The following is a 24,340-nucleotide window of genomic DNA, read 5'->3' as shown; positions in this document are numbered from 1 at the left end:
TTAATTAGCTAATAAATAAAAAATTAGACATCATATATAGCACACTATTTTAATTTAATAATTGATGATCTGTGTAGTGGGTGAGTGAAAGTTAACCAAATGGAGTGTTTTTAGGTAACAAATAACGAACAACCTACTAATTAATATAATTTGATTATTAGCTTTATTAATTATATGTGCTGATTGTGACTATAATAGTTAATCAATAAAAAAATAGGCTGAAAAATAAATTTTATTAAAGATTTATCATAAAAATAGTGAGCATTAACAGGAAAGCTGATTTGAGACAATAATTGAATCTGTGATCTTTCCCATAATATGAGCATTAATATTTTAGGGGGAAGGGTATGGACAAACTCTTAGAGCGGTTTTTTGAATATACCGCTTTCGACACACAGTCAAAACTAAACGCAAAAACAGTACCGAGCAGTGCGGGACAGTTAAAGTTTGCCCGTGCATTAGTTAATGAGCTGAACGAATTAGGTTTTGAAAAAATAACACTAAGCGACCAAGGTTGCGTGATGGCCTATTTGCCATCAAATGTTAGTTGGGATGTTCCAACGATTGGTTTTATTTCACATTTAGACACAGCGCCTGATTTCTCAGGTAAAAACGTGAGTCCACAAATACTCGAAAATTATCGAGGAGGGGATATTGCGTTAGGTATTGGTGATGAAGTGCTATCCCCTGTGATGTTTCCGGTACTCCATGAAATGATTGGTAAAACCCTGATCATGACCGATGGTAAAACTTTACTCGGTGCCGATGACAAAGCGGGTATTGCAGAAATCATTACAGCATTAGTACGCTTAAAGGAAAAGAATATTCCGCATGGTAAAATCTGTCTTGCATTTACACCTGATGAAGAGATAGGACGCGGGGCTCGCCATATCGATTTTAAACAATTTGATGCATTGTGGGCCTATACCGTCGATGGTGGTGGTGTTGGTGAATTAGAGTATGAAAATTTTAATGCGGCCAATGTTTCGATTAAAATTGTCGGTAATAACACCCATCCAGGTACAGCCAAAGGGGTGATGGTTAATGCATTAGGTTTAGCGAATCGTATTCACTCGATGTTACCTCCTGATGAAATACCTGAAAATACAGAGGGATATGAAGGGTTTTATCATTTGACATCGTTAAAAGGGACAGTAGAAAAGGCCGAGTTGAATTATATTATTCGTGATTTTGACTTAGCAGGCTTTGAAGCTAGGAAGAAAAATATCATTCGAATTGCTGAAAAAGTTGGCGAAGGGCTACATCCAAGCTGTTATATCGAACTGACGCTTGATGATACCTATTATAACATGCATAAAGAGGTCATGAAGTACCCACATGTTATTGAATTAGCGAAACAAGCAATGCTTGATTGTGGCATTGAGCCCGTTATTCAACCTGTTCGTGGTGGTACCGACGGTGCTCAGCTTTCACATCGCGGCTTACCGTGCCCAAATATTTTCACAGGTGGTTATAATTTCCATAGTAAACATGAATTTATAACACAAGAAGGTATGGAGCAGGCTGTTAGTGTGATCATGCGTATTGCGGAGCTAACGGCTATTCACGCACGGCAATCGTGATATTTTTTGAGAAGTAAGAGTGCTTATAACAATAAGCGCTCTTACTATTGCTATTGAAATAATACAGAAATACCACTGAGTGCCAGTAAAACTCCCATGACTAAGTTAAATCGCTTTAATGTCTTAGGCTGTTTTAGCCTTTCTCTTAATTTACTTCCAAACATAGCCCAGATAGCAACACATGGCCAATTGACAGCTGCAAATATTATAGCGACCTGCAACATTGATAAATAGGGTGAAATTGTATTGGTATACATAGCCATTCCAGAGACCGCCATCATCCATGCTTTAGGATTTATCCATTGAAATAGTGCCGCTTCTAAGAAAGTTAGTGGTTTAATTTCTTGGTTATTTGTCTGTGCAATTGAGTGGCTAATAGTCGTTTTCCATGCAAGCCAGAACAAATAAATAATTCCAAAATATTTTAATATCGAATAAACCATAGGGGATGATTGGATCAATGTGCCCACACCTAGCCCTACTGCAACGAGCATAATAAGAAAACCGATTGATACCCCAAATGAATGCGGCAATGTTTTTCTAAATCCAAAATTAATGCCTGAAGCAAGTAACATAATATTATTGGGTCCTGGCGTTATGGATGTCACAAAGGAAAACAATGATAAAGCCAAAAGTGTTTCTATGTTCATGTTGTTATCATCTTTAAAAGAAGCAATTAATGCTGTGTAAAATTGGCGATATTGAAGTAAAAGAGTTTAGAATCGAATCAAATAAAGTCCTTTATCTTTGCGTGCTTATGGGTAAGTAAGACTCATAATGGGAGTATATGAACGGGGAATGAAATACATATTAAAATAAATAATTTAGTTATTAATAAAGGTATTTTAATTACAGTCAGCGGTTTTTATTAATGGGTAGGAGAGAGATGTTATATAATACTAATAAGATTATTTTGAAGAAAAGGCCCATATTTAATGAGCCTTTCATAAAATACAAATTTAATATTATAGGTACCGATTAATCATCAAAATACCAGTAACCATTATTGACGAGTGCGGTAAGCAGTGCGATAAAATTAACGTCATCAATGGCATCAGCTAAAAGTTGGCTATTAACAGCATCATAGCGACATAAGCTATCAGCGGCTTCATAACACTCAGTTTCTAAGCATTCTCCATTCACAAAAAATTGGTCGCCAACACGCAATGCCCTAAGACCATTTAATTTGTATAAGGTTTCTTGCTGAGTTTTAAGTAAATCATAGATTTCTTCTTGCTCATAAGGCGGCTCAGGTGGCGCAATGTCTAATTCATGGCGTGATTGTGAGATAAACTCACCTAGCCATTTACGAAATAGTTCAGGGTCATTAATGAGTGATCCCATCATCTCACGCAGCTTAATTTGTTCACCTTGCAAGATCTCTGCGGGGTTATCACGAAATGATAAATCGGGGTCACTATAACGGTAACTACCTAAATCGTTAGAGATTAAGTGGTCAGCAAAGCTACTGATTAATTCACGAGTATTTGGTGCACGAAAGCCAACTGAGTAATTTAATGAAGGTTCAATGGCGTAGCCTTCATGTGGAAACCCTGGTGGGATATAGAGAATATCGCCAGGTTCCATCTCTTCATCAATGATGGCATCAAAGGGTTGCACTTGCAGTAAGTCAGGATGTGGGCAGTGTTGTTTCATTGGGATTTTTTCGCCCACTCGCCAATGTCGGCGGCCTTCACCTTGAATAATAAACACATCGTATTGGTCTAAGTGAGGGCCTACACCACCACCGGGAACCGAGTAGGAGATCATTAAATCGTCCATTCGCCAGTCTGAAAGCACACGGAATGGTTTCATCAACGCAGAGCTTGGGTGATGCCAATGGTCAACAGCCTGAACTAAAATAGACCAATTTTCTTCACCGAGGTGCTCATAGTTTTCAAATGGGCCATGACCAACTTGCCAAATTCCTTCTTTATGGCTAACCAAACGGCTATCAACCTCATCTTCCATTGCCAAACCGGCAAGTTCGTCAGGTGAGATAGGATCAATAAAATTCGCAAACCCTTTTTTAATAAGCAATGGGCGCTTTTGCCAGTGACTGTCGAGAAAACTTTGCCAGTCGAGATTTAGTTTGTAATCCATCTTATTGTCCCTTGGAGCTGCTAAATATTGCTAATCTGTTTATTGCAATATACCCGGCCTTAATACTGAAAAATGACCTATATACACTGGTATGATGCTAAATAAACTTTATGAGAAACATGGGGTGACGGTTTATCTTGGGCATAAACAAGTTAGCCACCCTAAACGACTTTTCATAAAACACTTCACAAATAGTATACCGGAAATGGTTTGTAAAATAGGGGGCAAACGGACACATATCACAGATTAACTATCTTCAATCATAGATTGCTGCCTAAATGTGACGGATAAACGAGCACCGCCAAGAGGGCTGTCACTAATTGTGATCTCCCCGTCATATTGGTCGATAATATCCACGGCAATGGATAAGCCTAAACCTTGGCCTGGACGAAGCGTATCTGCACGTTGCCCTCGAACAAAAATTAAGCTACGTTTGCTTTCAGGTACTCCAGGACCATCATCATCAACAATTAATGTTAAGCTATCAGCTCCCGTAATAGCGCTAACCTCGACAAATTCAAGGCAATATTTACACGCATTTTCCATAATATTGCCCATTACTTCCATGAAGTCATTAGGCTGACCTAGCCAGGTTATTTCAGGAGAAACATTAACCGTAATAGAAACCCCTTTGTGCTGGTAAACTTTATGTAGGGCACTTGCAAGGCTGTCTAATATTGATGGAACAGATGAAATTTCACGTAGCATCATGTTTTCATCACCCTGCGTTGACGCACGGTGTAAATAATAACCAACCTGCTGAGAAATACGGCCAATTTGTTCAAGCATGATAGGCTCAGCTTGTTCAATATTCATTTGTTTGCCTGAGCGAAGCAGGCGTAATGTCGACTGTAAAACAGCTAACGGCGTTTTTAAACTGTGTGTTAAATCAGAAAGTGTGGTGCGATATTTACTGTAGCGCTTTCGTTCATTCGTTAACAAAATATTAAGGTTGCGTACTAGGCCGCGAAGCTCATACGGTGGGTTCTCGTCCAGTGCATCCCGTTCACCTTTTTCTAGGCTACTGAGTTGTGATACTAATGATTTAATTGGCCGTAGGCTCCAATAAGCGGCCAACCATAATAAAGGGATGACTAAAATTAAGTTAGCCAGTAAAACGTAACCAAACCACTCCCAAACTAACCCGGTATTTTGTAAGTCTTGTGGTAGGGTGTCAACAACGACAATGGTGAGAGGCGGCAGGTTTTCGCTTGCTGCATATTGGTTAACGGACACGGAGTGAGTAAGCGGTTCGTCGTCATTACCCATGTCGTCTAATTTTGTGTTGAACTCGGGGTTGTCGTCTAGGAGTTGGCGAGTTTCACGAATGTCCGTATCAATTTCATATAAGCCCTCTTTTTTTAGCCAATCATTACGGATCAGCCGTTCAACGCTAGGTACATCCCGTTGGCGCCACAATACGAGACCTTGTTCATCATAAATAATAACCAAAGTAGGGTTATTTAACGTGAAATTTGGTGGAACACGAATATCAATTTTATTATTTTGCCATTGGGCTAGGCTGTAAATTAAGTTACTTTGGCTACGTAATAGGGTGTAAGTTGTTTTATCGAAACTAATTAGATACCCCAAAATTGCTACGATACCGTAAGACAAAGAGAGCGCCAAGATCACGGCTGATGTTGCACAGAGAAAACGCGCTCGTAGCGAAAGGGGCTTGAACTTAAATTTACGTAGCTTCATATTAGCCATTCACATCAAAACGATAGCCTTGGCCACGTACAGTGACAATCACATCATCACTATGGAATTGTTGAATTTTTTTGCGTAATCGGCCCATTAAAACATCGATAGTATGACTTTCTCTAAGTTCGGCATCTGGATAAAGCTGGCGCATTAACGAGTCTTTGCTAACCACTTTCCCATTGTTGCGAAGCAGTGTTTCAATGATGGTGTACTCAAAAGCAGTTAATTTGGCGGTTTCACCGTTAACTGTAAATTCTTTACGTGAGAGGTCAATAACGAAATTGCCTAATTCGAGTACTTGTGACGCGAGACCGCTATTTCTGCGCATTAAAGCTTGCATACGGGCGACCAGCTCTTCTAGTTGGAAAGGTTTTGTCACGTAGTCATCTGCACCACTGTTTAGCGCTTGTACTTTTTCTTGCCAACTTTCCCGAGCCGTCAGTACTAAAAGTGGAATATTGACGTGCTCGCCACGCCAGCGTTTTATCATGGAAAGCCCGTCTTCATCAGGTAAGCCCAAATCAACTACTGCGATATCTGGGCAACTTTCGTGTAAAAAGTAGTCAGCTTCTTTTGCATCTTCAGCGGAGTCAACCTGATGACCAAGCTCTTTAAGCTGTACGGTTAAATGGTGACGAAGTAATGCATTATCTTCGACAATAAGAATACGCATCGGAAACCCTCATATTGAAAAGAGATAGCTACAATTTATCAGATAGTAGCACTAGATACGCTATGGTAAAAAGAGTTCTGAAGAACGACAAGGGATTAAGTAAATATAAATCAAACGAACCTAAAAAATAGTTTATCTATATTTATCTCTAGATAATTTAGCATGAGGGATAGAACGGGGAATTCAGAATGGTAATTAAAAAAGGCGACTTAGAAGCCGCCCAATTTGACACTATCGAGGCTATTTTAGCTCGTCAATAAAAGTGACAGCGTAACCGATGTAGTTAGCTGGTGTCATCTCTTTCAAACGTGCTTTTTCATGCTCTGGCAATTCTAAACTATCAATGAATTGTTTCATCCCTTCAGCGGTAACGCGTTTGCCACGGGTCAATTCTTTGAGTTTTTCATATGGTTTTTCAATGCCATAACGGCGCATTACGGTTTGAATCGGCTCAGCTAGTACTTCCCAGTTTTGGTCTAATTCATCCAGTAAATGCTGTTCATTAACTTCTAATTTGTTTAGGCCTTTCATGGTTGATTGATAAGCAATCAATGCATAACCTAAGCCGACACCGAGATTACGTAATACTGTCGAGTCCGTTAAGTCACGCTGCCAGCGAGAAACTGGAAGTTTGCTTGCTAAATGGCCTAAGACGGCATTTGCTAACCCTAAGTTACCTTCAGAGTTTTCAAAATCAATCGGGTTTACTTTGTGTGGCATAGTGGAAGAGCCAATTTCACCAGCGATTGTTTTTTGTTTGAAGTGATTTAATGCGATATAGCCCCAAATATCACGGTCGAAATCTAACACGATTGTGTTAAAACGAGCGACACAATCAAATAACTCAGCAATATAGTCATGAGGTTCAATTTGTGTGGTGAATGGGTTCCATTGAATGCCTAAAGACGTAACGAAGGTTTCGCTAAATTCGTGCCAATTCACTTCAGGGTAAGCGACCATATGTGCATTATAGTTACCAACTGCACCATTGATTTTACCTAAAATTTCAACTTGTTGTAGCTGGCGGAATTGGCGTTCCAAACGATAAGCAACGTTGGCAAACTCTTTACCAATGGTGGAAGGCGTTGCAGGTTGGCCGTGAGTACGTGATAGTAACGGCAAATTGCGGTACTCATGAGCCATTGTTTTGATTTTATCAATAATTTGACGCCATTGTGGCAGTAATACTTCTTCGCGAGCGGTTTTCAGCATCAATGCATGCGAAAGGTTATTGATATCTTCTGAAGTACAAGCGAAGTGAATAAATTCAGAAACGGCATGAAGAGCAGGGATGTTTGCCACTTTTTCTTTTAGGAAGTATTCTACGGCCTTCACATCATGGTTGGTTGTGCGTTCAATTTCTTTGATACGCATTGCATCTTTTTCACCGAAGTTCGCGACAATTTCATCTAAGTAAGCGATTGCGTCAGCATCAAATGAAGGAACTTCTTTGATTTGAGCGGTTGCAGCCAGTTTTTGTAGCCAGCGAACTTCAACTTGCACGCGAAATTTCAGTAAACCAAACTCACTAAAAATAGTGCGTAAAGTGCTGACTTTATCACCGTAACGGCCGTCAATCGGGGATACAGCGGTCAGTGAGGATAATTCCATTGGTAGCAACTCCAGATTTAAAGGTGAGACAAAATATCTTTCGCCTGATTAGCCAGACGACTGCGAGAGAACATGAGTTGGATACGACTTCCGCCAACTTGTTGCCAAAGCACCGCGCAGCGAATACCTGCGAGTAAAGTGGCTCTAACTTTTGCTTGAACTAACGTATTCTTTAGAATATCAGGGGAACCTGTGACTTGAATTCGAGGTCCCGCAGGGCTGACTACGTCCACGTAAATACCCGCAAGCGCGTTAAATACACCTTCAGAAAGTGGCTCAAAATAATCAGCTTGGCGTTCGAATTGCTCAATACGTTGGCCAAGTTGGTTCATCGCTTCTTGGTTTTTATTGAGACGACGCTCGAGTGCCATAATACTTAACATATAGCGTGTCATTTCAGCGGATAAACCACTGTTGCCGCCTGTTAACATGCCTAACAGGGCACTGAGTCCCGTTTTTAAATTTTCGGTATCATTACCAAAGACATCCAAAGTGGATTTTGGATTCATATTGGTGAGGCAATTGACCATGGTTTCAGTGTCTTTCTCAAGACAAACACCTTCATGTGCAAGTTTTTGAACCATTGCGCTTGCTTGGCAGATACCCGCTAAAGCAAGCGTAATGTCATAATAGTTTTTTGCCACATTTACTCCTGAATACGGGCTTCAATAATACCGCCACCGAGACAAACTTCATCGATATAAAATACAGCAGATTGACCTGGAGTGACAGCCGCAACTGGGTAATCAAAAGCGACTTCAATGCGTTCATCACTCAGTGGGGTAATAGTACAAGGAATATCCGCTTGGCGATAACGTGTTTTTACAACGCAACGTAGCGGCTCAGTCATTGTTTTTCGGTCAACCCAATGTAACTGCTGGGCAATTAACCCAACAGACATTAAACGAGGGTGTTCATGGCCTTGCGCAACGATAAGAATATTGTTTTCAACGTCTTTATCGACAACATACCAAGGTTCTTCAGACCCCTCTTTTGTACCGCCGATACCTAAACCTTTACGTTGACCTAAAGTGTGGTACATCAAACCTTCATGTTGGCCAATGGTTTCGCCATCGACAGTCACAATAGGGCCGGGTTGAGCGGGTAAGTAGCGGCCTAAAAAGTCGCGAAATTTACGCTCGCCAATAAAACAGATGCCAGTTGAATCTTTTTTCTTCGCTGTAATCAGGCCAATTTCTTCAGCGATGCGACGAACTTCAGGTTTTTCCAGTTCGCCAACAGGGAACAGACTTTTAGCAACTTGTTCATGGCTTAATGTATATAAAAAATAGCTTTGGTCTTTATTGCCATCTAAACCGCGTAATAACTGGCTTTTTCCGTCAACATCGCGGCGGCGAACATAGTGACCAGTGGCGATGTAATCTGCGCCTAAGTCTTCAGCAGCAAACTCTAAGAAAGCTTTAAACTTGATTTCTTTGTTGCAGAGGATATCTGGGTTTGGTGTGCGACCTGCTTTATATTCAGTTAAAAAATGTTCGAAAACATTGTCCCAGTACTCAGCAGCGAAATTAATGGTATGAAGTTCAATACCCAGTTTGTCACACACGGCTTGCGCATCAGCAAGATCAGCCGCAGCCGAGCAATATTCTGTGTCGTCATCTTCTTCCCAGTTCTTCATAAACAGACCAGCAACCTGATACCCTTGTTGCTGTAGCAAGTAAGCGGATACAGAGGAGTCAACACCACCGGACATCCCGACGATGACTTTTTTTTGGCTGTTATCTGACATGGTACTATTATTTGACATGGAAATATCTCACTGCGGAAAAATCAAGCCCCATACTTTAGCATGTTGTTCCCGCATTACACCAGAGTTAGAGGGGAATATTATTGCTTGGTGAAGATTTCACCAAGCAGAAGTTAAGGGCTTAAAGGTAATGATCACCGTAAGCCGTTAAGATATCTAAAGGATAATGCTTTCCTGTGAGAAAACAGCGCAAACTTTCAGCAACTAATGGCGAGCGTAAGCAGCTGCTATGTAAAATTTCTTCGGCCGTTAGCCAGTGGCATTCGCTAATATCACTGTCTTGTGGTTGTGTTTCACAAAGGGAACCAAGTTCTACGGCGAATAAAAAGCGGATAAACTGGGTTTTATCTGGGGCAATCCATTGATGAATTTTAATTAATTGCGTTGGTGTGGCTTTTATTCCAGTTTCTTCCAGCAGCTCACGTTCAGCGGCCTGCAAAATAGTCTCATTCGCTTCTAAATGCCCAGCAGGTTGATTCCACGTGGGTTTGTTATTTATCCACTCTTCCACGACTAAAAACTTGCCTTGAGCATGCACGACAGTTGCTACAGTCACATTAGGTTTAAACAACAGTTACCTCCTTCCATTCGCCAACTGAAAGATTTCCCAAATTAAATTCACCAATTTGATAGCGAATTAGCCTAAGTGTTGGAAAACCTATATTTGCCGTCATACGACGGACTTGCCGATTACGTCCTTCATATAAGGTGATTTTTAACCAACTGGTCGGGATATTTTTGCGTTCCCGTATAGGTGGGTTTCTTGGCCATAACCATTCTGGTTCGCCAACTAACTCGATGCCTGCGGGGAGCGTTGGACCATCATTTAACACCAGCCCTTGCCGAAATTTTAGCAGCGCCTCGTCATCAGGGAGCCCTTCTACTTGAGCATAGTATATTTTCCCTGTTTTTTTCTGTGGTTGTGTTAAACGCGCCTGTAGCTTTCCATCATTGGTTAAAATTAAAAGCCCCTCACTGTCCCTATCAAGGCGTCCTGCTGCGTATACATCGGTGATTGGAATATATTTTTTTAATGTATCGCGGCCTTGTTCATCAGTAAATTGAGGTAAAACATCAAAGGGTTTGTTAAATAAAATGATTTTAGTTGATGTTTGCGAACTAACCGAAACCCGTTTAGCTTTATGTTTTAAAGCGGTAGGCCTCGGTGAGTAGCGGTTTTTCTTCGAAACGGATTTCGTGTTCGGTCTGTTCATGGCCATTCAATAAGAATTTATAATTTGTGGTTATTTACCGCATCTAGTGTAGGAGATTTAACGGTTGGATCCTAGGAGGTATTTTTTCATGGCGATGTAATATTTAATTAACAACTTTAAAAACATTTAAATCAATAAAAACAATTTTCTATTTAAAAATAAGTACATATGAGTTTATTTGGATGGTGATAGTGTGAGCAAAACGTATTTTTAATTTGAGTTAACTTGCTAATATTATTTTTTGTAGGGAAGTACTTTAATCAAAATCAAGTCACTCGCTCAAATGAGTCTTTGACAACTTTTCATCGCGGTTTGATTTATTTTCAATAATAGAATACTTAAATTAATTTATTGATTTAAAAGTGTTTATAAAGAGTTATTCGATTAACTTACAAGATAAAACAGTACGTTAAATGCGATCGGCATTGAAGCTTAGATGAGTAATCATTGGCGTTCGACGCAGATTGAAGTAGTATTGACACGTCTCTTACAAAAAATTAACAAGCAAAATACGCAAGTGAAAGGAGAGGTTAATGGAAAGCAAAGTAGTAGTTCCGGCAGAAGGCGCTAAAATTACCATTGATGCAAAAGGCAAACTAAACGTTCCGAACAACCCAATTATCCCTTATATCGAAGGTGACGGCATTGGTATCGATGTTACACCAGCAATGTTAAAAGTGGTTGATGCGGCAGTTAAAAAAGCCTACAACGGTGAGCGCAAAATTTCTTGGATGGAAGTTTACACCGGTGAAAAATCTACACAAATTTATGGTAAAGATGTTTGGTTACCAGAAGAAACCCTCGATTTAATCCGTGATTACCGTGTTTCAATTAAAGGTCCTTTAACAACTCCTGTTGGTGGTGGTATTCGTTCCCTGAACGTTGCACTACGTCAACAACTTGACCTGTATATCTGTTTACGTCCTGTTCGCTACTACAAAGGCACTCCAAGCCCAGTTAAACAACCTGAATTGACGGATATGGTTATTTTCCGTGAAAACTCTGAAGATATCTATGCAGGTATTGAGTGGAAAGCGGGTAGTGCAGAAGCAGACAAAGTTATTAAATTCCTGAAAGATGAAATGGGTGTGACTAAAATCCGTTTCCCACAAGATTGTGGTATTGGTATTAAGCCTTGTTCTGAAGAAGGTACAAAGCGTTTAGTTCGTGCAGCTATTGAATATGCTATTGATAACGGCCGTGATTCAGTGACTTTAGTTCATAAAGGTAACATTATGAAATTCACTGAAGGTGCATTTAAAGATTGGGGATACCAATTAGCACAAGAGGAATTCGGTGGTGAATTATTAGATGGCGGCCCATGGGTTAAAATTAAAAACCCTAAAACAGGCAAAGATATCATTGTTAAAGATGTTATTGCAGATGCTTTCTTACAACAAATCCTGCTGCGCCCAGCTGAATACGATGTTATCGCGTGTATGAACCTAAATGGTGACTACATTTCTGATGCATTAGCAGCACAAGTTGGTGGTATCGGTATTGCTCCAGGTGCGAATATTGGTTCTGAGTGTGCATTATTCGAAGCAACGCACGGTACTGCACCAAAATATGCGGGCCAAGACAAGGTAAACCCAGGCTCTATCATTCTCTCTGCTGAGATGATGCTACGCCATATGGGCTGGACTGAAGCGGCTGACCTAATCGTTAAAGGTATGGAAGGCGCAATCGAAGCTAAGACGGTAACCTATGACTTCGAACGCCAATTAGAAGGCGCTAAATTACTGAAATGTAGCGAATTCGGTGACGCAATCATTAAACACATGTAATTTATTACGTGGTGTGATTAATAACGGGAGCCTAAAAACTCCCGTTTTATTTTGCCTAGAAAAATTCTTCTGCAAAACTCCTGCAAAACTCTTCTGCAAAACGTGCTAAAAATATATTAAAACTTGGTATGGATTGGGCTATATATTCTTCACATTCTTATCTAGAATTCCCAGTCAGTCATGCTGGATTGTTCTTGCAGGGCACTTATGAGACTATCGTTTAGTTTAGTTCCAATCTGCATTGCATGATCAAGCAATTGCTCTAAATCTTGCTCGGTAATTGTTACTGGGTTACCTTCTTTATCATTACCGCCACGATGGACTAAATGATTGCGGGTTAGAGTTGCAGCCTCAATTTCGGTTATTGGCCAGTCTTTTTGTGTTTTAATGTTAAAAGTAGCCTTATAGCGTCCAACTACTTTGTCTGTGTTATGCCAGCTTGCGCTAATTAAATGTTCTTTGACAGACCGGATTAGCTCTTGTTTTATTTTTTCAATAGACTCACCTTTAAATGGCAAAGCTAGAATCTCTTTGCTCACCTTGAATTCTGTTTTACCTTTTTCGATCAAATTAGAAATATATAAGTCATTTTCTTCTAAAGAGTGAATAAATAATTCAACATAAAGAGTTTCTAAAGCTGTAATGATGTTTGTATATAAGAGACCTAGCAAATGATCTCTTTGCTTATCTTTATGTTCTGCTTCTGCGAGTAATTTTATTTTGTTTATATTTTCATTAAACTTAACAAAAGGCTCCTCAGAAGAAGTTACCGCGTTGTATAAGTCATCATCATACCAATCATCTATATTGTTGGAGTTACCTGACCAGTCATAGCACTGATCTTGGAGTTCGCTTACTAATTCTTCAATAAGATCAAGTTTTACGTAACTCTCAAACATTGCTTGTAGCTCTTCTCTTGCGTCATATGGCCCACCATAAATATATGCATAACCGCCATCACCGCCGTTATAAGGACATGAATGAACTGGATCTTCGAAGTTTTCAAAAAACCAATTGCGCATAACTTCAAGTTGATTTGCTTTGCTTATATATTGCAAGGATTTAAGGGGGACTTTTTTTCCACCCACATTAAAAACTACTTTCATAACACACTCCTTCAAAAAAGAATTGTAATGATAATTTTTTGTTTAGAAAAATTAATATATCATTTTACAGATAAGACCTGCCAATTCTTTCCTCGATCATCATGATACTTATCGGTCATTGCTTGGCTCTTATGCCCCAATAATGTTTTAGTATCAATGCCTTGATCTCTATATAGCCTTTCCGATAAAGAACGTTGTTCATGAAAACTTGGCGGGGTTCCATCTTCCCACTTCAAATCAGTCTGATCCCTAATTCGCTGAAATAATGTTGTGATTGCATTACTTGAAACTTGTCCGCCACGTTTAGCTTGTGAGGTCGTATGGTGATAATGAAGTATATAAGGGCTAACTATTAGATCTCGACATCGAGCAATTACATCTCTTAATGAATACCCTAATTTTTCACAATGCAATGAAAGGGGGATTGCAATTTTAGAGCCTGTTTTTTCCTGTATAACATGTAAGTGGTCATCCCAAATATCGTCAAATCGCATTTTCGCAATATCACCCAAACGCTGGCCAGTTATGACCGCTAGTAGCATTGCATTTTGCAAATAACGTTGCGTTTTTTCGGCCTCATTAAAGATCACTAGCCATTCATCAAAGTCTAATCGCTGGCGCTTAATTCTGTTCATCGGTAATTTTGTTGCTTGTGCGGGGTTGTATCCTGGTGGAACTTCACCAGCATGTTGAGCCTCTTTAAATACATCGACTAAAACCATTCTTACTACTTGAGCCATTCTTGTTTGCCCACGCTCTTTGTATTCATCAACGATAGAGGCAATGTCTCTAACATCTATTTCAGAAATAATTTGGTTACCACACGCTTGCCGAAAAACCTCAACTGGCGATATTTTTTGCTTATATGTATTGAGTTTTATTTCGCCATATTCCAAGCGTTCTTTTTGTATTTTTAAAAACTGATCTAGCCATGTATGAACTGTTATTCCTTTTTTTAGCTTTCGGCTTATTTCATCCTTGGCTTTAATTAACTGGTTCATTTTTGCTTCAGCAAGTCGGGAATTAGCCTCAATAGCGATTGCTTTGGCTGCACTTTCATCCGTGCCCAATCCGTGGAATTTACCAGTTATAGGATGCTTATAACGCCAGTACACTTTCTTTGTTCTGGCGTCGATATAACATGATAATCCCGGTATGTTGATATTGTATTTACGTGGACGAGCCATCCTCTAATATCCTCAGTAATCGCGGATCGTCATTTTGCTTGATTGTCGGTTTGTTATTCATTCCAATAAATCTTGCATTTGTGTCGACCCGCCAACAACGACCAGCCTTAAATGGCTGGGGTGATATCATGCCGTTTTTTGCGTAACGTATTAATGTTTGATAACTTGGCACTGGCGCTTCAAACTCTTCCTGAGCCCAAGATTTCAATGTTTTTGTACGTGTCACAGTAAATACCTCCACACATCTGCCGCATACAGATTTATATTATTGAGCTTAACACTATGTTGCTAATAATCAGTTTTGATCATTGCTTTCTTGCGTTTTATTATTTAATAAATTTAACTTTTTAAAAACTTGCCTAGAGTCTTCTTCTGCTTTGTTCCATAGAAATAATAGTATGCAAATAAATATGAAGGAAAAGATAAAAATAAAAGGAGAAAAGTAATATATGAGGAATAAGAACCCTAATGGGAGTGAAAACATAGAAATTCCATAAAGTATCCTGATATAACTCTTAGTTAAAGTTATGCATAAGACATGAATACCTTGTGAATCACTTCTGTTTTTTGAATGGAATATTATTAATGAAAATAATGTGTTTAGAGATAATGAGATTGAAATTAAAAATATAGCGATTTTGATTGAGGTAGAACTCTCAATCACTGCTGAGTTTACACTAAGCAAACCAATAAAAAATGCGAAAGACAAAGATGCCAAGAGGGATGTTAAAATTAATAATGTATCAATTACACCATCATTTACCATATTTTGAATATAATTATTTAAATCCTCATCATTTTTTGGGGTGTTGCCAAATACATTCTTTTGTTGTTTGCTCCGCAACTCTTGTCTATATTCACGTAGTTTCATAAGTCCTCTAAATTTTTTAAAATTATAAAGCTTTAGTTTATCATTCTAATTTTATTGATTCACTATAATAAATAGCGCCACCAGTTCAGCGGCGCATAAATTAGTTAAGCTGAAAAATTCCCAATGAATGTTTCGATCTGAGAGACTTCAAATTTGGAAGCAAGCAGATCACGAAATTCCTGTGCCATTTGTTCTTCTAAATTTTCAAGTTGAACAATACGAAGAACTAATGCTGGCGTATCGTGTGAAGTTAAAATGCTATAACGAAGTTTAATTGCGCGTTCTTGCAATTCTTCATAGGGGGTACATTTGAACTCAAAAGCAGCTGGCATAATGTCTTTGCTTTTTGCTTCGACGTTTTCCATAATTGATTTCTTAGCCGAAAAATCGCTATCTTCATGATCGGATGAACGGCTTGATTCAATAGTAATTCGACGAACAGCACCAATAGCCTGCTTAATATCGAGAACATTACCTTCAGCGTCGAAAGCCAATAGGAAATCGCGCCAATCTTCCAACCACTCAGCAAGTTCTTTTTGTCCTTGTTTACGCCCATTAATGGATAGAACAGCGGAAAAAGGGGATGTTTTTTTCAGGCCAATTACAGCAGAGTTATCTGCGTGACCAGGAGCTGCAATAGTACCGAGATTAAAGATAGTTTTTGCGCTCATATCTTCAGCATTGATAAAACAACGAACACCATCTGCATCAGAATAACCAATACAATATTTAACAAAATCGCTAATGCTGGTGGTTTTTAATGAGCCACGGAAGCGGTAACGATTATTTTGATACTTTTCAAGATTTACAATTTCAAGCCCTTCAGGTTTAGCAACAGCAGGGCAAGGCATATTTTCTACAGCACCTAAACGAACACCGGAAATAGCTAGTTCTGTAATTTGAGAAATAGCATCACCATTTAATTGAGACATAAAAGCTCCTACTTATTTAATAAAGTATTTTTAAAGATTGAGTTTTAAATAAAAAAGAAATTAATTAACTTGTTTTAATTTCCCGTCAGGTTCGCCTTTAATTGAAAAAAGCTGTCCCTGATCTTCTTGCATAATCGAAAGCTTGCCGCCTTTATTTACGTACATTGGCGTTTCAGTAGTGTCCTCCTCCGATCTTTTTCCCTTTGGTGTTGGTGCAGTAAACTTAAGTTTATGTTGGATTAATACTCGCTTTTCCTCGATTGAATTATTCATTCGAGAGATATCCATTTCAATAATAACTTTTCCTTTCCCTGCGTGATTTATAACACCTAGTGCAACATCATTTAATACAGCTGCAACTTTATTTTCAAATATTCCTGCATCTAATTCGCCTAAAAATTCAGGTATATTTGTTTTTCTATCTTCACTCATGAGTAGATCCTCATAATTAGGTTATTACTCCACAAATAAGACCGCTAATAATAATTAAAACATATTACCTAGTATGGACTGATTAAATATCAGCGGTCTTATGTGTGATGTAAAAAGGGTGGCTACTGAATAGAACATTATCATCGACCTCGTAGTGTGGAAGATTCAGGTCGCCACCAAAACTATCAATAACTACTTATTAGCACTGGCATTATTTCTTTCAGCTAAAACACGTTGATAAATTTCTTCACGATGTACTGATACATCTTCGGGGGCAGCGACACCAATCCGCACTTGGTTTCCTTTGACCCCTAAGATTTTAATTTTAATATCATCGCCGATCATGACTTCTTCACTGACTCTACGGGTTAAAATAAGCATTCCCATACTAAGCACTCCACACAATAAGTTGATTAGTTGGCAGTAACTAAGCCAAGGCCCGCATTGCAGATTTCAGTTTGCTCGTAAATATCATCTTCGGTTTTTTCAAGCTTACTTTTCAGTTCAGCGTAGTAAGAATTAAGTTCTTCAAGCTTTTTAAGTGCAGCGGCCTTCTCCAAAATCCACGCGTGAATTTCCTCAGTAGACATTGGATTGTTAAAAGTAATGATTGGATTTGTTGAATTAGTTTGCATGGGCTCTCCCTTAAGTTGTTAAAGTTGTTGTGAACAGTTTATTTCTCAAACATCCTTAAGTTGTAATTTAGTTGTATTAAATGAAGTTGTCAACAACTTTATGTTGTTTGTTTGCGTGGTGAAAAGATAAAGCAGGAGTAAATAACTTATCTAATCATGCTTAATGGGTTTTAGTAGAGTAGAAAAGACCACCCTTTGTAACTGGAGGTGATTTAGTTACAAAAGGTGGCGGGTGATAATCTTAGGTATCGGCAGGTGGGAAGAAACTATTGGATGCTCTACCAGCTTCTAGAAGACCAGAAAACCCGGCCAATAACATGCACTCTAGTTACAGCTTCACTTCTTGGTAGTTGCTCATCGGGATACTCATCCCTATTGAAGCTACGTATTACCAAGCCTCCATCAGGCCGATAAATCAAGATTTTAACGCGCAATAACACGCCATCCCTTATCGCGTAAAGGTCGCCATCTTTTATTTTTTTATTGCTAACATCAATGGCGACAAGGTCGCCTCCATTCAACACAGGGAATAAGCTATTCCCAACTATTTTTACAATTCGCGCATTACTTGCACTGACACCATGTTTACGTAGTTCATCCCTACGAAATGGATATGTATATTCTTCAGATTCAACAACTTCTGCATTTGCGCCACAACCAGCGGCTAATTCAATATCAAGCACGGGAATATCCACAAAGTCAGCATCACTATAAGTTGGAACCTCTTCCCATTCCTTTACTTCATAGTCTGTTTTTTTTCCATTTTCGTCCCTAGCCCCAAACTGCAACCAATGGGCTGAAACATTAACTGCTTTGGCTATATCTGCAATCCTTCTTGGGGCATTTGTTTGTCCTGCCTCAATCTTTTGAATTGACTGCTGACTGACGCCAACTTTCTCTGCAAGGTCTGCTTGGCTCATTCCTGCTTTAACTCGTGCTTCTAACAACCGTTTAGCTATCGACATACATTTCCCTCCCTCGAAATTGTATTTTACAACTTTAAGTGTTGATACTTCCAACATCTAAAAGTTGTCAAAGTTGTTGTCATGGATTAAGATAAAGTTGTTAATTACAACTTTGGGGGAGTTATGGTGCATGTAACCGATGAATCATGCGTTGCTGGACTACAAACAGCAATTGTTGCGGCTGGTGGGCAAACACAACTAGCAAAACGTATTAGTGAGCTTCTGAATAAGCCAGTCAAGCAGCAACAAATCTGGAATTGGCTAAATAGAAACAAAAGGGTTCCAGCAGACAAAGTCCTTGTTGTTGAACAGGCATCAGGGGTTTCTAGAAGCAAATTACGTCCTGATTTATATCCATAACAATTAAAAGTTGTTATGGAATTTATCAAAGGAAATCTGATGTGTTAACTACAAACAAAACAACGGAATTGTAGATATGTGCAAACAAACACTAAAAGAAGTCGTGAAAGAGATGTGTAAGGCATTCCCCGGTGGTCGTTCAGCGATGGCGGGTGCTTTGGGTATTTCTGAAACTACTTTCAACAACAAGCTGTATGAGAAAAACGGCTGTCGTTTCTTTGAGATTGATGAGCTGGAAGCGATTGAAGAGTTATCCGGTACTGATCTGCTGGTGGCTTATCACATGGAACGCCACGGGATTACCCCGTCAGTAAAAATTGAAGCTGAAAGCTTAGACAAGGTTGAATTGTTCGATATTCAAATGCGCTTGGGAGCAATGCAAGGGGCGCTAAGCGTCTTAATCAAAGACAGTATTTCTGATGGCGTTTTAACACCAGATGAAATTACAGCTATCTACAGAAAAATGGAGAAAGTCTTTGCTTATGCGTTGGGCTTCGTGGGTTCTTTAGAAAGCGTTTATGGGATTAAACAATGATGAGCATAGCCAGAAAGGGTGACGCCCAGATATGCGGTCCGGGCGTCGGGGTCGCTAAAAACATTTGTGGAGTAATTAGCATGAGCAGTTTAAACCAAATCAGAGCTAAAAAGCAATTCCGCTGCTTACCAGCTTCTAAAAGTGGTCCGTTTCAATATGTAGAAATCATAACTTCAGCAGATGCCTCGGGCAACTACCAGACTGAGCAGCAATTGGTAGATATCGCTGAGTTGAGAAACGATTGGGCTAACTTTTATTTCAATAGCAAAGGCGAGGCGCATGTCTAATGAAAATAGCAATAATCTTAATCGGGTGTATCTGGATAAGCGCGGTATTCGTGTTCGTGTCATACGTTATGACCGAGTCAAACAGTGGGTCATTTTCATGCGTGACGGTTATGAACATGAATGCTTCGCCCCTTTGTACAAATTTAAAGCCGAATTCACAAGGGTGATGGAATGAGCAGCTTGTTACTACTTAAAACACGCCCACAAATTGTTATACCTGAACTGGCGGTACGCTTGGGCTTGAATGAGGCTTTATTGCTTCAGCAAGTTCAATACTGGCTATCTGAAACCTCTTCGGGCATTGACCATGAGGGGCACCGCTGGATTTATAACACTATTGAAGAATGGCGTGAACAGTTCCCATATTTTTCTGAATCCACAATTAAGCGTGCATTTAACAATTTAAAAAAATTGGGCGTATTAAATATTGAGCAGATCAATAAACGCACCCATGACCGCACAAATTATTACTCAATAAATTATGAACATGCGTTGTTATCCGATGAGGTCAAATTGACCCAATCGAACAGTTCATCCGACCGTGTTCTAACAGGTCAAAATGACCTCATCGATAAGCGCAAAATGAAACGCTCGAATAATACCAAAATGACCCCATCGAACGGGGCAAATTGCCCTGATCTTACAGAGAGTACTACAGAGAATACTCAAGAGATTACAACAGAGAGTAACTCTTTTTGTCAGGCTCATGCTGAGCCCGACCATGCGCAAATTGTTTTAAATCATTTCAACAAGGTCACTAACTCAAGTTACCGGGATGGAAAAACAACAATGGGTCATATCAGAGCCCGTCTAGCTGAAAACTATATCGCTGATGATTTAATCCTGGTGACTGACTACACCACAGCCAAGTGGCTGAATGATTCAAAAATGAGCGACTACCTGCGCCCTAAAACATTATTTAGCCCTGAAAATTGCATGGAGTACTTTGAAAAGGCTCAAAAATGGCATGAAGCAGGTCGCCCCGCGTGCGTTAACGGTAAATGGCTGAAGCCGGGGGAAGTGGTTGTTCATATCGATACGGTTGAGCGTGACACGGTATTTACTCAAATTTTCTCAACAGGTTGGAAGCCAGCTAACAGGATCCAAGAAATTGCCAAAGAAATGGCTAGCAGAAGTGGCCTAGGTCGCCTAAATGAATTTGCAGGGCGTTCGGCATGGAAGGGGATTTGGCAACAGGCAGCAGAGCAAGCAGCGAAAGAGGTGACAGCGTGATGCGTAGTGAATCTAAAGAAATTTATGGTGTTGACGTGTTGGGCATCATTTCAATGCTAAAAGAAATTCGCCGCTGGTGGGTTATACGCGGGTTACGCGACTACTGGAAAAAAGATAGATACTTTTTAGTCATGTGTCGAAAGTTCAAGCACTTAAACCACCATATTGACAGCTTCAATGTTCAGCAACGCTATGAGTTTGTCAGTAAATTTGCCAAACACCACCAGCAGCGAGGTGTTATCTAATGGCTGTTTATTCAAGTAATACCGCACCAGAAGATAAAGATTGCTGGCAAACGCCTCAATGGTTATTTGAAGCTTTAACGCTTGAGTTTGGTTTCTGGTTAGATGCTGCCGCAAATGAACAAAACGCCCTATGCCCATACTTCCTAACCTTAGAACAGAATGCATTACAAAGTGATTGGGTAAGCAATGGTGCGATATGGTGTAACCCGCCTTACAGCAAGATAAAACCATGGATCGCTAAAGCCGCAGAGCAATGCACAAAGCAAAACCAGCCAATAGTGATGTTATTACCAGCGGATAAATCAACATCCTGGTACTCACTGGCACTAAAAAGCGTTGATGAAGTTAGAACTATCATCGATGGCCGTATTAATTTTATTGATCCCAACACAGGAAAAGAGAAAAAGGGCAACAGTAAGGGCTCAATTCTTCTTATTTGGCGTCCATTTGTAGAGCCAAAGGCAGTAGGTACGCATGTCTCAAAGAATCGCTTAATGAAAGTAGGCAAGGCAATTTTAGGGGAGGCGGTATGACTCCTTTGTATCTAAGAATTGCGGGCGAGTTTAAAGCGGGTAATGAAATAACAACTAAGAAAATCAGAAGCATATATGCATCATCTGATAATCACACAAAGCATACTATAGCGTTTTTACTTAGAGCTGGTGCCGTAGTGAAAACCGACAGAAAGGAAGGAACTTTTATTGTTTATGTACTTCAGCAGAACGCTTACGAAAAAGTAGTCGTACAAGATAATAAAAGTAAGAAATATAGAGTAAAAACAAAGCCATATGTTAAGTGTGATGTTAAAGAGTTAATGAAAACGCACAACCCATTGATATTACAGTTTAATAAACTTTTATCGGAGGTGAGGTCGTGAACAACATAATTCCACCTATGACGGATTCTCTTGGTAAGTACTGGGACCAACCAAGTCGAAAAAATATCCTTATTGATGATACGCACGCTCTTATGAGCGCCAAAGACTTTAATCTATTGGCTGATTACTCGAGTTCAATTCCATCTGGCGTTTATCCGGGGAAAATGTGGAAAGCTACAACCCTAAGCGGTAAAGCCTTTTTGCGCTGGTTTGGTGTGATTGAGGGGCGTGATGATGTGTGTAGCAATAATCAGCGTGAAATCCTGATAGTAGAGGGCCAGAAGGATGACTGACAATATTATCAAAGTTAATTTCACAGACGATACCAAACCAGTATTAGAAACCCAGATAGAGGATAAAAGAGATTTTAGGCAGGTTCAGTGTAAGCACTATGCCGTTATTGTTAGTGAGCAGCATAGGACAGTTAAGTGTAAAAACTGTGGGTGTATTGTTGATGCTTTTGATGTTTTTTTACTGAGAGCTAATGATGCTGAGCATCTTTTTAGGCAAGTCTCAACCCTAACCGAACAGCGTGATGATCTGCGTAAATCAGTTGATGCTTTACTGAAAGAAGAAAAGAACACCAAAGCCAGATTACGTAGTGCTAGAACAGATTTAGCGTTTATTGAAAATAAAAAGCTTCAGCATGAGGGGAAGGTTGGATGAAAAGCAAAATAGCCGAAATTTACCCTTGCCCCCACTGCGGCAGTGAAAACATAACTATCGAGAGTCACAGTTATAGGACATGGTTTTACATTCAGTGCCACAGTTGTGGTGAAAAGGGGCCAGAGGTAAATGATAAGCCTACAGCAGTAATAGTATGGAATGAACGAGTTGTCAGTATCTAAAAGCGCAAATGCGGTTGCGTAAATAAGTGGAGATGTAATATGAACCAGTTAATCATTGATGGTGTTGGTGTACGACAAGATTTTAACGGCCGTTTTTGTTTGAATGATTTACACCGTGCAGCTGGTGGTGAAGACAAACATAAACCTTCAAATTTCCTAAGAATTGAAACAACAAAAGATTTATGTATGGAAATTGACCGATGCTCAGATATGAGCATCGCTTCAGTTGAGGTAATTAAGGGGGGTACCGAACAAGGCACGTATGTTCTACGTGAAATCGTTTATGCATACGCTATGTGGATCAGCCCTTTATTTAGCCTTAAAGTCATTCGTACATTTGATGCTGTAGTTCAGCGACGAAACCAAGCCCAACTAACCGATAAGGTTCAAGCGGGCACTATCTTGCTAGAATCAATGGCTAAAACCCTTAATCTATCTAATTCATCAAAATTGGGGGGCTACCAAAAATTACAGCAAATGGCTGGGTTACCTAATTTATCACCTAGTTATGCGATTGATGCCCCCAGTGATGCCGTAGATGGTTCAAGTAGATCTACCCATTCATTAACTGAATTTATTCGCAAAAATAGACTTAATATAACCGCTCAATCAGCTTTTAAGCGTTTAGCTGAGTTAGGTTTGGTGGAAAGAAAGTCACGTCCAAGCACTAGGGGAGCAGATAAAACCAAGCAATTCTGGTCAATCACTACTAAAGGCTTAATCTACGGAAAAAATATCACCAGTCCCAATAATCCAAGAGAAACCCAGCCTCATTTCTATGAAAGCAAAAGTGCTGATCTCGTCAAATTAATGGTAGTGGGGCAAGCAGCATGAGTCATCAATGGATATTAACCCCGATCCCTGTTCCTGAACTTAGCGCCGTGATATTTAGACCAGGAGTAAGTGAGCTGCATAAGTTTAATTGTCGTATGTTGATTATCCCGGTACCAGAATCATTAGGTGATAAATCAGTAGGGCCTATCGCTCTTTCTTCATCATTCCTCAGCGACGAGTTTAATGATGTAGAAGATATAAAACAGATATTAAAACTAACTGTAGATCCTGAGCCACCAGCTAGCTTTATGAAGAACCCAAAACTACTGCGCTGGACAAATGATAAATATCTACAATGGGTTAAATCACAGCCTTGCTGTGGTTGTGGTGCTATCTCTGATGATGCTCATCATATTATTGATTATGGCCTTAGTGGTATGGGAACAAAGCCACACGACTTTTTTGTAATTCCTTTATGTCGTGTAGATCATAGTGAGTTACATCGAGACCCTAAAGGGTGGGAAAAAGAGCACGGAACTCAAATAGAGTTTTTTATTAAATTGGTAAATAAGGCATTTGCCCTAGGTGTATTAGGTTAATGTGGCAT

The 24,340-nt window shown here is 39.6% G+C and carries 33 protein-coding genes; 15 read left to right on the top strand and 18 right to left on the bottom strand.

Annotated features, from left to right (window positions below; genetic code table 11):
* The first annotated feature begins 347 nt into the window (after positions 1 to 347).
* A complete protein-coding gene (gene pepT, locus CYG50_RS10745) occupies positions 348 to 1,583 on the top strand; it encodes a peptidase T (protein WP_102137744.1) in 1,236 nt (411 codons plus the stop codon).
* A 50-nt stretch (positions 1,584 to 1,633) separates the two neighbouring features.
* On the opposite strand, the gene CYG50_RS10740 is transcribed toward pepT, so the two are convergent.
* From CYG50_RS10740 to rluE, 9 genes are all read right to left on the bottom strand, one after another.
* Positions 1,634 to 2,233: a LysE family translocator gene (locus tag CYG50_RS10740; protein ID WP_102137745.1), complete on the bottom strand. Its 600-nt coding sequence runs from the start codon at positions 2,231 to 2,233 to the stop codon at positions 1,634 to 1,636.
* Between the two features lie 328 nt (positions 2,234 to 2,561).
* On the bottom strand, positions 2,562 to 3,686 hold the full coding sequence (locus tag CYG50_RS10735) for a ribosomal protein uL16 3-hydroxylase (protein ID WP_102137746.1): 1,125 nt from the start codon (positions 3,684 to 3,686) through the stop codon (positions 2,562 to 2,564).
* Positions 3,687 to 3,932: 246 nt separating this feature from the next.
* A complete protein-coding gene (gene phoQ, locus CYG50_RS10730; protein WP_181490123.1) occupies positions 3,933 to 5,390 on the bottom strand; it encodes a two-component system sensor histidine kinase PhoQ in 1,458 nt (485 codons plus the stop codon).
* Between the two features lies 1 nt (position 5,391).
* Positions 5,392 to 6,066: a two-component system response regulator PhoP gene (gene phoP / locus CYG50_RS10725; RefSeq protein ID WP_102137748.1), complete on the bottom strand. Its 675-nt coding sequence runs from the start codon at positions 6,064 to 6,066 to the stop codon at positions 5,392 to 5,394.
* A 240-nt stretch (positions 6,067 to 6,306) separates the two neighbouring features.
* Positions 6,307 to 7,677, bottom strand: coding sequence for an adenylosuccinate lyase (gene purB, locus CYG50_RS10720; protein ID WP_102137749.1), 1,371 nt, complete (start codon positions 7,675 to 7,677; stop codon positions 6,307 to 6,309).
* Between the two features lie 17 nt (positions 7,678 to 7,694).
* Positions 7,695 to 8,321: a high frequency lysogenization protein HflD gene (gene hflD / locus CYG50_RS10715; RefSeq protein ID WP_102137750.1), complete on the bottom strand. Its 627-nt coding sequence runs from the start codon at positions 8,319 to 8,321 to the stop codon at positions 7,695 to 7,697.
* A 2-nt stretch (positions 8,322 to 8,323) separates the two neighbouring features.
* The gene (gene mnmA, locus CYG50_RS10710) at positions 8,324 to 9,427 is read right to left on the bottom strand and encodes a tRNA 2-thiouridine(34) synthase MnmA (RefSeq protein ID WP_102137807.1); all 1,104 of its coding nucleotides are present in this window, start codon (positions 9,425 to 9,427) and stop codon (positions 8,324 to 8,326) included.
* 139 nt (positions 9,428 to 9,566) lie between these two features.
* On the bottom strand, positions 9,567 to 10,016 hold the full coding sequence (locus CYG50_RS10705) for an NUDIX hydrolase (protein WP_102137751.1): 450 nt from the start codon (positions 10,014 to 10,016) through the stop codon (positions 9,567 to 9,569).
* Positions 10,009 to 10,659, bottom strand: coding sequence for a 23S rRNA pseudouridine(2457) synthase RluE (gene rluE, locus CYG50_RS10700; protein WP_102137752.1), 651 nt, complete (start codon positions 10,657 to 10,659; stop codon positions 10,009 to 10,011). The genes CYG50_RS10705 and rluE overlap by 8 nt, the downstream gene beginning before the upstream one ends.
* Positions 10,660 to 11,192: 533 nt before the next feature.
* Here rluE and icd point away from each other — a divergent pair.
* A complete protein-coding gene (gene icd, locus CYG50_RS10695; RefSeq protein ID WP_004253371.1) occupies positions 11,193 to 12,446 on the top strand; it encodes an NADP-dependent isocitrate dehydrogenase in 1,254 nt (417 codons plus the stop codon).
* Between the two features lie 161 nt (positions 12,447 to 12,607).
* Here the strand turns inward: icd and CYG50_RS10690 are convergent, their stop codons facing one another.
* From CYG50_RS10690 to CYG50_RS10650, 9 genes are all read right to left on the bottom strand, one after another.
* Complete coding sequence (locus tag CYG50_RS10690) at positions 12,608 to 13,552, bottom strand: hypothetical protein (RefSeq protein ID WP_102137753.1); 945 nt, start codon at positions 13,550 to 13,552, stop codon at positions 12,608 to 12,610.
* Positions 13,553 to 13,611: 59 nt separating this feature from the next.
* Positions 13,612 to 14,739: a phage integrase Arm DNA-binding domain-containing protein gene (locus CYG50_RS10685; RefSeq protein WP_102137754.1), complete on the bottom strand. Its 1,128-nt coding sequence runs from the start codon at positions 14,737 to 14,739 to the stop codon at positions 13,612 to 13,614.
* On the bottom strand, positions 14,723 to 14,965 hold the full coding sequence (locus tag CYG50_RS10680; protein ID WP_102137755.1) for an excisionase: 243 nt from the start codon (positions 14,963 to 14,965) through the stop codon (positions 14,723 to 14,725). The genes CYG50_RS10685 and CYG50_RS10680 overlap by 17 nt, the downstream gene beginning before the upstream one ends.
* Positions 14,966 to 15,034: 69 nt before the next feature.
* Positions 15,035 to 15,610, bottom strand: coding sequence for a hypothetical protein (locus CYG50_RS10675; protein WP_102137756.1), 576 nt, complete (start codon positions 15,608 to 15,610; stop codon positions 15,035 to 15,037).
* Between the two features lie 104 nt (positions 15,611 to 15,714).
* Positions 15,715 to 16,542, bottom strand: coding sequence for a YfdQ family protein (locus CYG50_RS10670; protein WP_102137757.1), 828 nt, complete (start codon positions 16,540 to 16,542; stop codon positions 15,715 to 15,717).
* Between the two features lie 60 nt (positions 16,543 to 16,602).
* Positions 16,603 to 16,974 (bottom strand): YfdP family phage-associated protein, encoded by a 372-nt coding sequence (locus tag CYG50_RS10665; RefSeq protein WP_102137758.1) that lies wholly within the window; start codon positions 16,972 to 16,974, stop codon positions 16,603 to 16,605.
* Between the two features lie 192 nt (positions 16,975 to 17,166).
* A complete protein-coding gene (gene csrA, locus CYG50_RS10660; protein WP_102137808.1) occupies positions 17,167 to 17,355 on the bottom strand; it encodes a carbon storage regulator CsrA in 189 nt (62 codons plus the stop codon).
* A gap of 32 nt (positions 17,356 to 17,387) precedes the next feature.
* Entirely contained in the window at positions 17,388 to 17,609 is a 222-nt protein-coding gene (locus CYG50_RS10655) for a hypothetical protein (protein ID WP_102137759.1), read from the bottom strand.
* A gap of 278 nt (positions 17,610 to 17,887) precedes the next feature.
* Entirely contained in the window at positions 17,888 to 18,574 is a 687-nt protein-coding gene (locus CYG50_RS10650; RefSeq protein WP_102137760.1) for an XRE family transcriptional regulator, read from the bottom strand.
* Between the two features lie 123 nt (positions 18,575 to 18,697).
* Here CYG50_RS10650 and CYG50_RS10645 point away from each other — a divergent pair, with 123 nt between their 5' ends.
* The 13 genes from CYG50_RS10645 to CYG50_RS10585 all read left to right on the top strand — a co-directional run bounded on the left by CYG50_RS10645 (position 18,698) and on the right by CYG50_RS10585 (position 24,332).
* The gene (locus CYG50_RS10645; RefSeq protein WP_102137761.1) at positions 18,698 to 18,934 is read left to right on the top strand and encodes a transcriptional regulator; all 237 of its coding nucleotides are present in this window, start codon (positions 18,698 to 18,700) and stop codon (positions 18,932 to 18,934) included.
* A 76-nt stretch (positions 18,935 to 19,010) separates the two neighbouring features.
* Positions 19,011 to 19,469, top strand: a complete 459-nt coding sequence (locus tag CYG50_RS10640) for a YmfL family putative regulatory protein (RefSeq protein ID WP_102137762.1) — start codon at positions 19,011 to 19,013, stop codon at positions 19,467 to 19,469.
* An 80-nt stretch (positions 19,470 to 19,549) separates the two neighbouring features.
* Complete coding sequence (locus tag CYG50_RS10635) at positions 19,550 to 19,756, top strand: hypothetical protein (protein ID WP_154638958.1); 207 nt, start codon at positions 19,550 to 19,552, stop codon at positions 19,754 to 19,756.
* Positions 19,749 to 19,931: a DUF4222 domain-containing protein gene (locus CYG50_RS10630; protein ID WP_102137764.1), complete on the top strand. Its 183-nt coding sequence runs from the start codon at positions 19,749 to 19,751 to the stop codon at positions 19,929 to 19,931. Before CYG50_RS10635 ends, CYG50_RS10630 begins: the two co-directional genes overlap by 8 nt.
* Positions 19,928 to 20,989, top strand: coding sequence for a conserved phage C-terminal domain-containing protein (locus CYG50_RS23500; RefSeq protein WP_102137765.1), 1,062 nt, complete (start codon positions 19,928 to 19,930; stop codon positions 20,987 to 20,989). The genes CYG50_RS10630 and CYG50_RS23500 overlap by 4 nt, the downstream gene beginning before the upstream one ends.
* Positions 20,989 to 21,234 (top strand): hypothetical protein, encoded by a 246-nt coding sequence (locus CYG50_RS10620; RefSeq protein WP_102137766.1) that lies wholly within the window; start codon positions 20,989 to 20,991, stop codon positions 21,232 to 21,234. Before CYG50_RS23500 ends, CYG50_RS10620 begins: the two co-directional genes overlap by 1 nt.
* A complete protein-coding gene (locus CYG50_RS10615) occupies positions 21,234 to 21,767 on the top strand; it encodes a phage N-6-adenine-methyltransferase (protein WP_102137767.1) in 534 nt (177 codons plus the stop codon). The genes CYG50_RS10620 and CYG50_RS10615 overlap by 1 nt, the downstream gene beginning before the upstream one ends.
* Positions 21,764 to 22,111: a hypothetical protein gene (locus CYG50_RS10610; RefSeq protein ID WP_102137768.1), complete on the top strand. Its 348-nt coding sequence runs from the start codon at positions 21,764 to 21,766 to the stop codon at positions 22,109 to 22,111. The genes CYG50_RS10615 and CYG50_RS10610 overlap by 4 nt, the downstream gene beginning before the upstream one ends.
* Positions 22,108 to 22,404, top strand: coding sequence for a hypothetical protein (locus tag CYG50_RS10605; protein ID WP_102137769.1), 297 nt, complete (start codon positions 22,108 to 22,110; stop codon positions 22,402 to 22,404). Before CYG50_RS10610 ends, CYG50_RS10605 begins: the two co-directional genes overlap by 4 nt.
* Positions 22,397 to 22,777 (top strand): hypothetical protein, encoded by a 381-nt coding sequence (locus CYG50_RS10600; protein ID WP_102137770.1) that lies wholly within the window; start codon positions 22,397 to 22,399, stop codon positions 22,775 to 22,777. Before CYG50_RS10605 ends, CYG50_RS10600 begins: the two co-directional genes overlap by 8 nt.
* Positions 22,774 to 22,959 (top strand): Lar family restriction alleviation protein, encoded by a 186-nt coding sequence (locus CYG50_RS10595; protein ID WP_102137771.1) that lies wholly within the window; start codon positions 22,774 to 22,776, stop codon positions 22,957 to 22,959. Before CYG50_RS10600 ends, CYG50_RS10595 begins: the two co-directional genes overlap by 4 nt.
* A gap of 39 nt (positions 22,960 to 22,998) precedes the next feature.
* Complete coding sequence (locus CYG50_RS10590) at positions 22,999 to 23,793, top strand: KilA-N domain-containing protein (protein WP_102137772.1); 795 nt, start codon at positions 22,999 to 23,001, stop codon at positions 23,791 to 23,793.
* Positions 23,790 to 24,332 (top strand): DUF968 domain-containing protein, encoded by a 543-nt coding sequence (locus CYG50_RS10585; RefSeq protein WP_102137773.1) that lies wholly within the window; start codon positions 23,790 to 23,792, stop codon positions 24,330 to 24,332. The genes CYG50_RS10590 and CYG50_RS10585 overlap by 4 nt, the downstream gene beginning before the upstream one ends.
* Positions 24,333 to 24,340: the final 8 nt, after the last annotated feature.

The organism is Providencia huaxiensis (genome assembly GCF_002843235.3).
GTDB lineage: Bacteria > Pseudomonadota > Gammaproteobacteria > Enterobacterales > Enterobacteriaceae > Providencia > Providencia huaxiensis.
Note: the sequence above shows the minus strand (reverse complement) of the source record. Positions and strands in the feature narration are given on the sequence as shown.

Excerpts from the sequence above, each read along its gene's own strand:
- pepT (WP_102137744.1), top strand. The coding sequence starts at position 348 with ATGGACAAACTCTTAGAGCGGTTTTTTGAATATACCGCTTTCGACACA.
- CYG50_RS10740 (WP_102137745.1), bottom strand. The coding sequence starts at position 2,233 with ATGAACATAGAAACACTTTTGGCTTTATCATTGTTTTCCTTTGTGACA.
- CYG50_RS10735 (WP_102137746.1), bottom strand. The coding sequence starts at position 3,686 with ATGGATTACAAACTAAATCTCGACTGGCAAAGTTTTCTCGACAGTCAC.
- phoQ (WP_181490123.1), bottom strand. The coding sequence starts at position 5,390 with ATGAAGCTACGTAAATTTAAGTTCAAGCCCCTTTCGCTACGAGCGCGT.
- phoP (WP_102137748.1), bottom strand. The coding sequence starts at position 6,066 with ATGCGTATTCTTATTGTCGAAGATAATGCATTACTTCGTCACCATTTA.
- purB (WP_102137749.1), bottom strand. The coding sequence starts at position 7,677 with ATGGAATTATCCTCACTGACCGCTGTATCCCCGATTGACGGCCGTTAC.
- mnmA (WP_102137807.1), bottom strand. The coding sequence starts at position 9,427 with ATGTCAGATAACAGCCAAAAAAAAGTCATCGTCGGGATGTCCGGTGGT.
- rluE (WP_102137752.1), bottom strand. The coding sequence starts at position 10,659 with ATGAACAGACCGAACACGAAATCCGTTTCGAAGAAAAACCGCTACTCA.
- icd (WP_004253371.1), top strand. The coding sequence starts at position 11,193 with ATGGAAAGCAAAGTAGTAGTTCCGGCAGAAGGCGCTAAAATTACCATT.
- CYG50_RS10690 (WP_102137753.1), bottom strand. The coding sequence starts at position 13,552 with ATGAAAGTAGTTTTTAATGTGGGTGGAAAAAAAGTCCCCCTTAAATCC.
- CYG50_RS10685 (WP_102137754.1), bottom strand. The coding sequence starts at position 14,739 with ATGGCTCGTCCACGTAAATACAATATCAACATACCGGGATTATCATGT.
- CYG50_RS10675 (WP_102137756.1), bottom strand. The coding sequence starts at position 15,610 with ATGAAACTACGTGAATATAGACAAGAGTTGCGGAGCAAACAACAAAAG.
- CYG50_RS10670 (WP_102137757.1), bottom strand. The coding sequence starts at position 16,542 with ATGTCTCAATTAAATGGTGATGCTATTTCTCAAATTACAGAACTAGCT.
- CYG50_RS10665 (WP_102137758.1), bottom strand. The coding sequence starts at position 16,974 with ATGAGTGAAGATAGAAAAACAAATATACCTGAATTTTTAGGCGAATTA.
- csrA (WP_102137808.1), bottom strand. The coding sequence starts at position 17,355 with ATGCTTATTTTAACCCGTAGAGTCAGTGAAGAAGTCATGATCGGCGAT.
- CYG50_RS10655 (WP_102137759.1), bottom strand. The coding sequence starts at position 17,609 with ATGCAAACTAATTCAACAAATCCAATCATTACTTTTAACAATCCAATG.
- CYG50_RS10650 (WP_102137760.1), bottom strand. The coding sequence starts at position 18,574 with ATGTCGATAGCTAAACGGTTGTTAGAAGCACGAGTTAAAGCAGGAATG.
- CYG50_RS10645 (WP_102137761.1), top strand. The coding sequence starts at position 18,698 with ATGGTGCATGTAACCGATGAATCATGCGTTGCTGGACTACAAACAGCA.
- CYG50_RS10640 (WP_102137762.1), top strand. The coding sequence starts at position 19,011 with ATGTGCAAACAAACACTAAAAGAAGTCGTGAAAGAGATGTGTAAGGCA.
- CYG50_RS10635 (WP_154638958.1), top strand. The coding sequence starts at position 19,550 with ATGAGCAGTTTAAACCAAATCAGAGCTAAAAAGCAATTCCGCTGCTTA.
- CYG50_RS10630 (WP_102137764.1), top strand. The coding sequence starts at position 19,749 with ATGTCTAATGAAAATAGCAATAATCTTAATCGGGTGTATCTGGATAAG.
- CYG50_RS23500 (WP_102137765.1), top strand. The coding sequence starts at position 19,928 with ATGAGCAGCTTGTTACTACTTAAAACACGCCCACAAATTGTTATACCT.
- CYG50_RS10620 (WP_102137766.1), top strand. The coding sequence starts at position 20,989 with ATGCGTAGTGAATCTAAAGAAATTTATGGTGTTGACGTGTTGGGCATC.
- CYG50_RS10615 (WP_102137767.1), top strand. The coding sequence starts at position 21,234 with ATGGCTGTTTATTCAAGTAATACCGCACCAGAAGATAAAGATTGCTGG.
- CYG50_RS10610 (WP_102137768.1), top strand. The coding sequence starts at position 21,764 with ATGACTCCTTTGTATCTAAGAATTGCGGGCGAGTTTAAAGCGGGTAAT.
- CYG50_RS10600 (WP_102137770.1), top strand. The coding sequence starts at position 22,397 with ATGACTGACAATATTATCAAAGTTAATTTCACAGACGATACCAAACCA.
- CYG50_RS10595 (WP_102137771.1), top strand. The coding sequence starts at position 22,774 with ATGAAAAGCAAAATAGCCGAAATTTACCCTTGCCCCCACTGCGGCAGT.
- CYG50_RS10590 (WP_102137772.1), top strand. The coding sequence starts at position 22,999 with ATGAACCAGTTAATCATTGATGGTGTTGGTGTACGACAAGATTTTAAC.
- CYG50_RS10585 (WP_102137773.1), top strand. The coding sequence starts at position 23,790 with ATGAGTCATCAATGGATATTAACCCCGATCCCTGTTCCTGAACTTAGC.